Below are 10,417 nucleotides of genomic sequence, written 5' to 3' on the forward strand. Positions count from 1 at the left end.
GCCCATGTGGCCTTGGGGTGCATTGCTTTGGCGATTTCCATGGCTGTCTCCTTGGTCGAGCATATGACGGCCCAGCATGCGCCGGGCGGCGGCGGGCATCATTGACCGGGCGCAAACGGGACCGAACGCTGCCCTGAGGCTGGCGCCGGGGCAGGGGCCACCGACCAGGTCGGGCCGCCATGCAGCCGCGCGATTGCCGCAGCGAGCATCGGCGCAAGACCCACCACCCGCAGTTCCGGCATGGGCCGAATGAAAGGCCCGGCGCTGTCGGTGACTGTAAGGGTGTCCGGTCCATCATCTTGCGCCAGCCGGATGATCGCTTGCGGCGTGAAAAACCCGTGCGTGGCCATCGCATGGACCGCGACCGCCCCATGTTTTCGCGCGGCCTGAGCGGCGCGCGCAATCGTGCCGCCACCGCAAATCATGTCATCGAGGATATAGACCCGCGCGCCCGCCACATCACCGGCGAAAAGCGTGCCCGACACCACGCCTGCGCTGCGGCGCTTTTCCATCATGGCGAAACCCACATCCTCCATGCCGATGGCCTGCAACGCCTCGTACAGCAATTGCGCACGTTTTATCCCGCCCGGATCGGGGGCCATGACCACGCACGGCGCGCCGCGATCATCGGCCGCGATCAGGGCTGCAAACAGCGCCTCGGTCGTCAGATGGAGGGTGGGGATACGAAAGGCGTTCTCGAAGGCTGCGATATTATGGGCGGCGACCGTCACGATCTGGTCGCACCCCATCGCCTCGATCGCTTGGGCGACGTAGCGCGCCGAGATGGGATCGTGTTCCTTGGTGCGGCGATCCTTGCGCCCATAGGGCAGGTAGGGGGCGATCAAGCTCACCCGCGCCGCGCCGAGATCGCGACAGGCGGCGCAAAAGAACATCGCCCGGATCAGCCGATCATTGCACGAGGCGGCATTGCCCCCCTGCAACGCGGCCAGAACGAAGACATCATGGCCGCGCGGATCGACCAAGGGACGACCCTTATGCTCGCCCATGTCGAAATCGCGCTCTTCATGCGGTGCCACGCCCCAACCACCCAACGCCGCGATGCGCTGCCCGAGACCTTCCGCGCCTTGGAGTGTGAAAAACAACATGGTGCCGATCATCCCGGAGCGCGCGCCACCTGCATTGCGGGCAATCAATGCTCCGCGCGTAGCGGCGGCACAGATTGGCGGTGCAAGACCGTGTGAAAGGACACCAGATGTCGGATATCCCGATTGCGGCCGATACGCCTGTGCAGGCGGTCATCGCACAATGGCTTGATGCGATCTGTCGCGATCTTCGTTGGTCCCCAAAGCGCCGGGCTGGTCTGGGATCGCCAATGACACGCCAGTGACCGCTTTGGCCCAACCCAGTGCCGCTCTGCCCCATGACGGCTGCAACGGTCTGGCGGAGAAGCGTGAATTCCTCATGCAGCGTGCATGGCCGGAAAGCCCGCTGCCGCAATGCATCGAAACCCATGCCTCGTTGGTGTTTCTGACGCGCGATCGCGCCTACAAGCTGAAAAAGCCGGTCTTGTTGCCCCACGCCGATATGCGCAGCCTTGCCGCGCGCGCCGCACTTTGCGCCGAAGAGTTGCGTTTGAACCACGCGCTTGCAGGCGATGTCTATCGCGGCCTCACGGCGCTGGTGCGGCGGCCCAACGGGTCGTTAAGTTTGGGCGGAGCCGGGCGTGTCGTCGACTGGGTGGTCGAGATGGTCCGCCTACCCGAGGCGCAGATGCTTGATAAGCGCCTTGTCGATGGGCCACAGCCCCGCCGCGACGAGATGGTGGATTTTGGCCAGATCATGATCGGATTCTACCGCCGCCAAATCGCGCCGCCCAACGCGGGCGCGCAGTATTTCAAGCGGTTGACCCGTGAGATGGCGACCGATCTGCGCCATCTGGCGCAGATGCGCGCCCATCTTGGCGACAGCTTGACCGATGCGCTTTGCCAGACTGCCCCCCTGCGGCTGGCGGCGATGGGCAGTACGATCCTTGCGCGCGGCAAGGCGGGGCTGGTCTTCGAAGGCCATGGCGATCTGCGCGCCGAGCATGTCTGTTTGACCCGGCCGCCCTTGGCCTTCGACCGGGTTGAGTTCAATCATGATTTCCGCCTCATCGATCCGCATGACGAGATCGCGGGTCTGGGCCTTGAATGCAGGCGTTTGGGCGTCGATTGGATCGGGCCGATGCTTTCGGCGCAATTGGCAATGGCGGGTTTCGCGTCGCCACCGCCCGCGCTTCACACGGTCTACCTTGTGGCGCGCTGCCTGACGCAGGCCCGCCTTGCCATCGACCATCTGCGCGAGCCGAACCCGCGCACCCCGGCAAAATGGGGCCCAAAGGCGCGGGGTTTTCTCGATATGGCCCGCGCGATCATCGCGGGGGATGTGCAGACCCTTGGTCCTGCGCATCCAGCGCCGCGCCCACCTCCGCGTCGCTGACTTGCGGAAAATCCGCGTAATGGGCACCCACCGCGTGAAACGGATGCGGCGTTTCAAGGCAGATAAGCTGATCGGCCAAAGGCATGATCGCGCCAAGTGCCCCGGCCGGGGCAACCGGGACCGCGACGATGACGCGACTGGCGCCTTGTGCGCGCAGCCAAATCAGCGCCGCGCGCATGCTGGCGCCCGTGGCGATCCCGTCATCGACCAGCACCACCGTTCGGCGGCCCAGCGCTTGGCTTTCCCGCCCGCCAAGCCACAGTGCGCGTCGGCGCGCGATCTCGGCCAAGGCGGGTTCGGCCAACGTCTCGATATCCGTCCGCGAAAGCCCGGCGGCTTGGGCGATATCCGCGTTGATCTCAAGGCTGGGATGCGCCCCATCAGTCACGGCGCCGACGGCCAGTTCCGGCTGACCCGGCAGGCCGAGCTTGCGCACCAAGACCACGTCAAGCGGGGCCCTCAGCGCGCGGGCGATCACTGCACCAAGCGGCACGCCGCCGCGCGGCAGGGCGAGGATGATGGGCCTCTCGCTCGCGTGCAGCGCTGCCGCGATCCGCGGCACAAGGCGCTGGGCGGCCTCAAGGCGGTTCTTGAAAGCGGGGCCCATGCGCTAACGCCTGCCGAACAGGGCGCGCAGCGCAGCCTGCCAACGACACGGGCACCAGGTGCAAGATGCCGCTTGCGGGTTCTGCGCCACGGACAGGCTATCGCGCTGGGCCGCGCGGTGGCGCAAGTGGCGCACCAAGGCGCGGTCGATCCGCAAATGGCGCGCGATTTCATCCTCGGCAAGGCCCAGATCGGCCAACATCGCGATCGTCGCCTCGGGCCAGGGGCCAAGATGATCCGGCGCGGGGGCAGGGGGGTGGCTGGGGCGGTCGGTCATGGCAAGCGCGGCGCTCGCCTAATGCACGACGACGACCGTACGGTCGGTGGCATGCAGGATTTTCTGTGTGACACTGCCCAACATGATCTCGCGCAGCCGCCCCAGCCCGCGCCGCCCCACGACGATCATCCCCACCTTTTCGGCCTCGGCGAGGTCAAGGATCTCATCGGCGTAATCGCCCGCCGCGTTATGGCGGCGGATATCATGGGCGCCCGCCGCCTCGGCGCTACTTGCGGCGCGCGCGAGGATCTCGTCGCCGATGGCCGCGATCACCAGCACGCGCTCGATCTCGCTTTGCGTGGCGGCGTAGAAGGTACCGAGGCTTTCGGCCTGCGCACGCGCGCTGAAGGATTCTTGCCGGCGCAGATGGTCGAGCAGGTGCTCGGTTTCGGCCAGCCGGGTCAATTCGGCCGTGGGGCGCGCATGCAATTGCACATGGATGATGCTGAGCCCGCGTTCCAGCTTGGCCGACAAGAGGGCGGCACAGGCCACCGCGCGTTCGCCCGTGGGTGATCCATCCGTCGCCACCAAGATCCGGTCCGTCATCGCGCGCGCCTCCCTCTGTTCGCTGGTCTTCATCGGCCAATCTCGGCCTTTGCAGGGCAGGGCGCATTGCCTGCCGTCAATCGGCATCAAAGCGGTAAGGCGCGCGCCATCTGCAGCAAAAGCGCGACCAGTTCGCTTTGGCGGCGGGTGCAGGTCTTGCGCATGATCGAGGACAGTTGGTTGCGTAGCGTCTGCTTCGAGACGGAGTGCGCGCGCGCCAATTCGGGCAGGGTCCGCCCCTCGAGCAGGGCTTGCGCCAATTCCACCTCGCGCATGGTCAGATCGAACATGCGCCACAAGGCATCGCGTCCGAGATGAAGCTGGGCGACGCCATCGATCACCATGATCGCAACGCGCCCGGCCCCGGTGCCGTCGCAAAACGATGTCTCGCCGCGACCGAGTGCCGATAGCGGTGTCAAGGTGAGCAGCTTTGGTGCGCCGTTCTTGCCCGAACGCAGGCCGATGATGGTGCTGCGCGCGCGTGGTGACTGGACCAGCTGCGCGATCGCCTCGGACAGCCGGGCCGTGTCGTCGGCATCACCGGCCTGCAGCCTGCGATCCATGCCCAGGATCAACCCGCCGCCATTGCGCAAAAGCATCTCGCCGCGCTGGTTCATCATCGCGATGGTGCCGTCTTGGCTTGCCACGAATGTCGGAAAGCCGCTCAGTTCGAGGAAGTCGCGCGCCGCGCGCTGTGCTTGCTCGGCTTCCAATGCAAGCGCTGCCGTGCGGGTCGCGTGGCGTAGATGTGGGGCAAGTTCGCTGAGAAAGATCTCGGCCACCGGGGCGATGTGGCGGGCGGCATGCGCCGGATAGCGGATTTCGAGGACCGTCTGCACCGGCCCATCGCGGCTGATCACGACACCAGTTGCAGCGTCGAATTCGCCAGCCGTTGCCAACCAATCGCGAAAGAATGCCGTCGCCCGGAAACTGGCGCGTGCCATGAGCGCGTCGTCGTGAAAGACCGCGCCCACGGGACGTTGCCGATGCGCGCGCAAAAGCGGGTTGGCCCGCACCATATGTGGCGGCACCGCAGGCATCGCCCCGTTGCCCAAACCACGGTGAAGAATACCGCACCCGCCCGGCTGTGCGGGGTCTACTCGGAAGTAGAGGATGGCGGCCTCGGGGAAATGCGCTGCGACCAGGTCCAGCGCCAGATCGTGAAAGCGCCCCTCGAGCGCCGCCTCATGCAGCGCGCCGATGTCGTGGCACGTCACTTGCAGACTTTCCCCCAAAGCGCCGTCTGGCATGCTACCCCCTCGACATGAACGAGCCGTTGCAATGGCTTGGGCGGTCGAGGCCGATCTGGCACCCTGCTGGGGTGTTACGAAAACAGCCCTGATTTCAGGGCTTGGTTGTCGTGCAACTGGCCTGACGGATCACCGCCGCAGCGGTCATGGCAACCGCTTGGCCTTGGTCGCGCGAATCGTGGGGTGGGTCATTGATGATCCGCAAATCCCCGCCAAAGGGCGCATCATCCCTCAAAGCACGGCTTGGCAGATCACGCTTTCGCCAGTGCGGATCGTCAGCTCGGCGCGCACGCTCTCGTCACCCGTCAGCCGCACCGAGACCGTGCCAAGCAAGACCGCCGCGCCATCCGGTGCTGGGGCGCGAAAATCGCCGCGTTGGGTGTTGCGCGACAGGCCCGAAATGCCCTGTTTTCCGACGATGAGTTGATAGCTGCCCGTCAGGGGGCGCGTGGTTTCGACATAGGCCGAAAGATGCATCACCTGCCCCGCGCGGGCGAGGCGGATGAAACAGCCCGGCCGCTCGGGCGCGCCCATGGCGGGTGCGATCTGGGGAAGCAGCAGGGCGGTGGTCATGACGAGGCGCATGACCATCACCCTGCCGCCCGCCGACCATGCCCGTAACTGCGATCCATGACGGGAAAGTCTCTCCATTCGCATGATCCTCCAGTCACATGGCGTGGTCGGTGACACCCGGCGCGCGGCCGGATCAGTCGATATTCATCTCGAAGCGTGTGCTCAGCCCCCCGGCATTGCCGGCGCTGGAGCGTGAGATCGGGCTGAGCCGGGTCGATCCTTGAGTCGTGGATTGAAGCCCGACGTCACCGATCTGTTCGACGACCGCATGAGCGCCGTCGCCCGTTTGCGTCAGGCCAGACAGGTTGTAGCGCCCCTCTTGGGTCACTTCGGCCGCATTCTCGTTGCCGTCTTGCAAGACGAAAGAGAAATTCCGCCCCTCTTGTATGGTGGTGACGCTGTTGGCGATCCCGTTTTGTATGACCTCCGACAGGTTTTGCGCCATGGCAAACCCCGGTGCGGCGATAACGGCGCATGCAAGGCAGAGGCGCAGGGACCGACGAAAGCATGATGGATGCGGCATTGCTGTGCCCTCCTGCGAAGCGGTTGATGATGTGATGGGCAGGGGCGCCCGGCCTGCGATCATTGCGCCGCCGGACGCCCCCTTTGAGGATCAGTTCGACTGAATCGTCAGCGACTGGTTGCCGATGCCGTGCTGGATCGTTTCGGACTCATGGCTGGTTCCGAACTGCATCGTGGCCGCATCGTTGATGACGCCCAGCTGGTCGGTGATCGACAGGTTGCCGCCACCCACCTGGTTGGTGGCCGAGAAGTTGCCGACACCCGACTGCATGGTCAGCGAACCGTTGAAGCCGCCCGGCACGCCGTGACCACCGATGGAGCCACCGACCTGACCGGTATAGGCGCCGTTGTAATTGCCGTTCTGCATCGTGCCTTGCGCGTTGCCGATGCCGAACTGCTCGACCAGCGACCAGTTGCCATCGGCACTGGCGGCGCCTGCGGCAAGAGCGGTGGATGCGATCAGGGTCAAAACGAAACGTTTCATTCTTGGATCTCCTTGGATGAACTCATCGGCCTCATCGACCGACAAGGACATCCTTTCCGAGCTGGCCCGCCATTGCGCGGTCGCGAATGTAAGGCTGGGATGGTGCAGGCTGTCCTTGGCTTGGGCCATCCGGCGCTTGGATCGGGGCGGATGGTCTGAAACAGCGGCCCGAAATGGATGGGCTTGGGCGATTGGGCCTGATCCGCGCGACAAACGCATGACGCGCCGGGTCGTCTGGCGATCCATGCGGTGCAACGGACCCGAAGTTTGGGTCTTTCGTACCAAGCGGGTAGCAGGATTTGCCCAAAACCGATGATGTTTCGCCCCGTTGACCCCGATCAATGCCGGGCGCGCGCGGCGCGTAGAGCCTATCGGCATGTATCATGGGGGCTGCGCGATGAAACCAAAGCGCCAAGGCGGCAAGGTAACTGGCGCGTGGTTTGGCCATTGCCGGGCGATCGCGATCTGTCTGGCCCTGCTGCCTGCGCCTGTCGCCGCCGACATCCCTTGGGTCGGTCCTTATCTCGAGGTGGGAATCGGCCTGACCGACAATCGCCTGTCGCTGTCGCAAAACCATGGTGTGGTCGATGGCGTGGCGATCCGCCAAGGCCTTTGGCGCAGCGATGCGGGCTTTGTCGCGCTGGGCTATGGTCACCTTCGCGGGGCGTTGCGTGTCTCGGCGGAAATCGAGGCGCAGATCGGGTCACGACCGATGGTATCGGGCGGATCATGTCGTTTGGGGCGGGTATGTGCGCGCAGCAATCTGATCGGCACGCTTGGGCCCATCTATCGCCTTCGCGCGCGTCTGGGGCGCGCAATCGCACCGGGTGTCGCGGTTTCGGTGGGTTTGGGCCTGTCTGCAGCCGAGATCAACGCCAGCCGCGCCTTGGTCCAGGTTGCAAGTGCCACGACCACGGGCGCGGCATTGGTGCGCGCCAGCTCACCCTTTGTCGTCGATGATCTGGCACGTGGCGGCCATGTCGTGCTGGGCATCAATCAAGCGCTCTCGGCGCGCGTGACTTGGGGGCTGTCGCTCTTGCATGAACGCTTGCATGTGGCCAGCGATAGCGCGGTTTCGATCACCGCCGCGACGATGTCGGGGCCCAGCCGCGCGATGGTGCAGCTCGACCATCGCGGTGATTTCACGATCGAAAGCCGTGCCTTGCGACTATCGCTGACATGGCGCTTTTGACCCCCACCGCAAGGCGGGGGCGCTTTCGCCTACTTGACCGCGCGCACCGTCGGCTTGGCGCCTTCGGAATGGGCGTCGATGAAATCAAGCACCAACGGCCGGATGCGGTTACGCCAGCTTTTGCCCGCGAAAATCCCGTAATGCCCCGCCTCGGGTTCGAGATAGGAGGCCTTGAGATGGTCGGGTAGCCCGGTACAAAGATCGAGTGCGGCCACGCATTGGCCGGGGGCCGAGATATCGTCCTTGCCGCCCTCGACGGTCTTGACCGCAACTGTGGTGATCTTGCCGATATCGACGCGTTTGCCGGCCACGGTAAAGCGGTTCTCGGCGATCTCGAGATCCTTGAAGATGCGCTCGACGGTCGAGAGGTAGAACTCTGCCGTCATATCCATCACCGCAAGGTATTCGTCGTAGAACTTGTTGTGCTTGTCGTGATCGCCCGCTTCGCCCTTGGCCACGCGCATGATCTGTTCGGCAAAGGCGGTGGCGTGCTTCTCGGCATTCATCGCCATGAACGACGAAAGCTGTTGCAGCCCCGGATAGACCGTGCGCCCTGCGCCCGCATATTTGAAGCCGACGCGCTGGATCACCATCCGCTCGAGCTGGCCCATGGTTACACGACGCCCGAAATCGGTCACATCGGTCGCGGCGGCATCGGGGTTGATCGGCCCGCCGATCAAGGTCAGCGAGCGCGGCTGTGCCTCGGGGTCTTCCTCGGCAAGATAGGCGGTGGCGGCCAGCGCCAAGGGCGCGGGCTGGCAGACCGCGATGACATGGGTGTCTGGGCCCATCACGCGCAGGAAATCCACCAGGTAAAGCGTGTAATCCTCGATATCGAACTTGCCCGCGCTGACGGGAATGTCGCGCGCATTGTGCCAATCGGTGACATAGACATCGCAATCGGGCAGCAAGCTGATCACCGTCGAACGTAGCAGCGTGGCGTAATGGCCCGACATCGGTGCCACCAACAGCACTTTGCGCCCGGTCGGTGCGCGGCCGGCGACGTTGAAGCGGACCAGATCGCCAAAGGGCATCTTGCGCACCGCTTCGGTGGAAACGGAATGGTCGCGCCCATCTTCGGCGGGGATCGAATGGATGCCCCAATCAGGCTTGGCGGCCATGCGCGCGAAACTGCGTTCGGCCACTTCGCCCCAAGCGGCGGTCATTTTGATCCAAGGATTGGCAATCAGACCAAGCTGGGGGTATGAACACATTGCGCGTGCGGTCGACCCCATCCATTGATTGGTCACACGCATGGATTCCATGATATCGTAGGTGAGCATATAGCGCATCGCCGTCTCCTGCCTCGCGACCCCGAGCGGATGCACGGCCCCGGATCAATTCGTCGCTTTGCCACCTCACCTTGGCTCCGCTAGAGTTCAGTGAACCATTAAGAAGGCGAAATCAAGGTGGCACGCGACGAAACCGAAGAGCGGGATACCGGCGAAAGCCTTGAACGCCTCAACCAAAATCTTGCGCGGATGGAAGAGCTGTCCAAACGTTTGGTCGCAGCACTCAGTGCGCGCAAGCCCGGCGATGCCGGGCTGGAAGGGCCGGGGCAAGAGCTGATGCTCAAGACGGGCATGGCGATCTGGCAAGAGGCGCTGACCAACCCCGCCAAGCTGATGGAGCGCCAAGTCAGCTATTGGTCACAAACCCTGACCCAATATATGGAGCTGCAAAAAGAGCTGTCGCAGGGTCATTTCGCCTTGCCCGCCAGCGAAGGTCAGCCGCAAGACAAGCGCTTTTCCAACCCGCTATGGGAGACACACCCGTTTTTCCACACGATCAAGACGCAATATCTGATTTCGGCCGAGGCGATGCGCAACTCGGTCGCGGAACTTGAGGGCCTCAGCCCGCGCGACAAGAGAAAGATCGAGTTCTTCGCCAGCCAGATCATCGATCTGTTCGCGCCGACAAATTACCTCGCCACCAATCCCGATGCCTTGGAAAAGGCCGTTCAGACCGAGGGTGAGAGCCTTGTGAAAGGGCTTGAAAACCTCGTGCGCGACCTCGAAGCGCGGCATGGAGAGATCCTGCCAGTGCTGGCCGACCCCAATGCGTTCCATGTCGGTGAGAACCTCGCCACCGCCGAGGGTGCGGTCGTCTTTCGCAACCACATGTTCGAGTTGATCCAGTACAAGGCCACCACCGACAAGGTTCATGAAACGCCCTTGGTGATCTTTCCGCCTTGGATCAACAAGTTCTACATTCTCGACCTCAAGCCGCAGAACTCGTTCATCCAATGGGTCGTCGATCAGGGCTACACGCTTTTTGTCGTCAGCTGGAAGAACCCCGATGCCGCTTATGCCGAGACGGGCTTCGAGACATATATCGAGGATGGCTATCCCAAGGCGATTGATGTCGCCTGTGCCGTGACGGGCCAAGATCAGGTCAATGCCGTGGGCTATTGCGTCGCGGGCACGACCCTGGCGCTGACACTGGCGCTCAAGGCCAAGCGCGGGCAGGCGCGGGTGAAATCCGCCACCTTCTTCACCACGCTGACCGATTTCAGCGATCAAGGAGAG

General features: G+C 64.0%; 11 protein-coding genes and 1 pseudogene. 3 read left to right on the top strand and 9 right to left on the bottom strand.

Annotated elements, in window-relative coordinates:
• Positions 1 to 98: 98 nt before the first annotated feature.
• Positions 99 to 1,118 (bottom strand): ribose-phosphate diphosphokinase, encoded by a 1,020-nt coding sequence (locus tag ACTG4J_RS12550; protein ID WP_439140003.1) that lies wholly within the window; start codon positions 1,116 to 1,118, stop codon positions 99 to 101.
• 226 nt (positions 1,119 to 1,344) lie between these two features.
• Between ACTG4J_RS12550 and ACTG4J_RS12555 the strand changes: the two genes are divergently transcribed.
• Positions 1,345 to 2,439, top strand: coding sequence for a hypothetical protein (locus ACTG4J_RS12555; protein ID WP_439140005.1), 1,095 nt, complete (start codon positions 1,345 to 1,347; stop codon positions 2,437 to 2,439).
• Here the strand turns inward: ACTG4J_RS12555 and ACTG4J_RS12560 are convergent.
• From ACTG4J_RS12560 to ACTG4J_RS12590, 7 genes are all read right to left on the bottom strand, one after another.
• Positions 2,372 to 3,046: a phosphoribosyltransferase gene (locus tag ACTG4J_RS12560; protein ID WP_439140007.1), complete on the bottom strand. Its 675-nt coding sequence runs from the start codon at positions 3,044 to 3,046 to the stop codon at positions 2,372 to 2,374. The genes ACTG4J_RS12555 and ACTG4J_RS12560 overlap by 68 nt on opposite strands.
• Positions 3,047 to 3,049: 3 nt before the next feature.
• A complete protein-coding gene (locus tag ACTG4J_RS12565) occupies positions 3,050 to 3,322 on the bottom strand; it encodes a hypothetical protein (protein WP_439140009.1) in 273 nt (90 codons plus the stop codon).
• An 18-nt stretch (positions 3,323 to 3,340) separates the two neighbouring features.
• The gene (locus ACTG4J_RS12570) at positions 3,341 to 3,868 is read right to left on the bottom strand and encodes a universal stress protein (RefSeq protein WP_439140010.1); all 528 of its coding nucleotides are present in this window, start codon (positions 3,866 to 3,868) and stop codon (positions 3,341 to 3,343) included.
• Positions 3,869 to 3,954: 86 nt separating this feature from the next.
• Positions 3,955 to 5,118: a hypothetical protein gene (locus ACTG4J_RS12575; RefSeq protein WP_439140012.1), complete on the bottom strand. Its 1,164-nt coding sequence runs from the start codon at positions 5,116 to 5,118 to the stop codon at positions 3,955 to 3,957.
• Positions 5,119 to 5,349: 231 nt separating this feature from the next.
• Positions 5,350 to 5,769, bottom strand: a complete 420-nt coding sequence (gene csgH / locus ACTG4J_RS12580) for a curli-like amyloid fiber formation chaperone CsgH (protein ID WP_439140014.1) — start codon at positions 5,767 to 5,769, stop codon at positions 5,350 to 5,352.
• A gap of 55 nt (positions 5,770 to 5,824) precedes the next feature.
• On the bottom strand, positions 5,825 to 6,136 hold the full coding sequence (locus ACTG4J_RS12585; protein ID WP_439140016.1) for a hypothetical protein: 312 nt from the start codon (positions 6,134 to 6,136) through the stop codon (positions 5,825 to 5,827).
• A 168-nt stretch (positions 6,137 to 6,304) separates the two neighbouring features.
• Positions 6,305 to 6,697 carry a hypothetical protein gene (locus tag ACTG4J_RS12590; RefSeq protein WP_439140017.1) on the bottom strand — a complete coding sequence of 131 codons (393 nt, stop codon included), beginning with the start codon at positions 6,695 to 6,697 and terminating at the stop codon, positions 6,305 to 6,307.
• A 397-nt stretch (positions 6,698 to 7,094) separates the two neighbouring features.
• Between ACTG4J_RS12590 and ACTG4J_RS12595 the strand changes: the two genes are divergently transcribed.
• On the top strand, positions 7,095 to 7,889 hold the full coding sequence (locus ACTG4J_RS12595; protein ID WP_439140019.1) for a hypothetical protein: 795 nt from the start codon (positions 7,095 to 7,097) through the stop codon (positions 7,887 to 7,889).
• 29 nt (positions 7,890 to 7,918) lie between these two features.
• Here ACTG4J_RS12595 and phaZ read toward each other — a convergent pair whose 3' ends face one another.
• Positions 7,919 to 9,181: a polyhydroxyalkanoate depolymerase gene (phaZ, locus tag ACTG4J_RS12600; RefSeq protein ID WP_439140020.1), complete on the bottom strand. Its 1,263-nt coding sequence runs from the start codon at positions 9,179 to 9,181 to the stop codon at positions 7,919 to 7,921.
• Between the two features lie 117 nt (positions 9,182 to 9,298).
• Here phaZ and ACTG4J_RS12605 point away from each other — a divergent pair.
• Positions 9,299 to 10,417: pseudogene (locus ACTG4J_RS12605) on the top strand (class I poly(R)-hydroxyalkanoic acid synthase); the annotation flags it as partial.

This window comes from Roseicyclus sp., assembly GCF_965662675.1.
In the GTDB taxonomy this organism is placed as follows: domain Bacteria; phylum Pseudomonadota; class Alphaproteobacteria; order Rhodobacterales; family Rhodobacteraceae; genus Roseicyclus.

What these genes read in the sequence shown, in the direction of transcription:
- ACTG4J_RS12565 (WP_439140009.1), bottom strand. Translation starts at nt 3,322, where the DNA reads ATGACCGACCGCCCCAGCCACCCCCCTGCCCCCGCGCCGGATCATCTT.
- csgH (WP_439140014.1), bottom strand. Translation starts at nt 5,769, where the DNA reads ATGGAGAGACTTTCCCGTCATGGATCGCAGTTACGGGCATGGTCGGCG.
- ACTG4J_RS12560 (WP_439140007.1), bottom strand. Translation starts at nt 3,046, where the DNA reads ATGGGCCCCGCTTTCAAGAACCGCCTTGAGGCCGCCCAGCGCCTTGTG.
- phaZ (WP_439140020.1), bottom strand. Translation starts at nt 9,181, where the DNA reads ATGCGCTATATGCTCACCTACGATATCATGGAATCCATGCGTGTGACC.
- ACTG4J_RS12585 (WP_439140016.1), bottom strand. Translation starts at nt 6,136, where the DNA reads ATGGCGCAAAACCTGTCGGAGGTCATACAAAACGGGATCGCCAACAGC.
- ACTG4J_RS12570 (WP_439140010.1), bottom strand. Translation starts at nt 3,868, where the DNA reads ATGACGGACCGGATCTTGGTGGCGACGGATGGATCACCCACGGGCGAA.
- ACTG4J_RS12595 (WP_439140019.1), top strand. Translation starts at nt 7,095, where the DNA reads ATGAAACCAAAGCGCCAAGGCGGCAAGGTAACTGGCGCGTGGTTTGGC.
- ACTG4J_RS12575 (WP_439140012.1), bottom strand. Translation starts at nt 5,118, where the DNA reads ATGCCAGACGGCGCTTTGGGGGAAAGTCTGCAAGTGACGTGCCACGAC.
- ACTG4J_RS12590 (WP_439140017.1), bottom strand. Translation starts at nt 6,697, where the DNA reads ATGAAACGTTTCGTTTTGACCCTGATCGCATCCACCGCTCTTGCCGCA.
- ACTG4J_RS12550 (WP_439140003.1), bottom strand. Translation starts at nt 1,118, where the DNA reads ATGATCGGCACCATGTTGTTTTTCACACTCCAAGGCGCGGAAGGTCTC.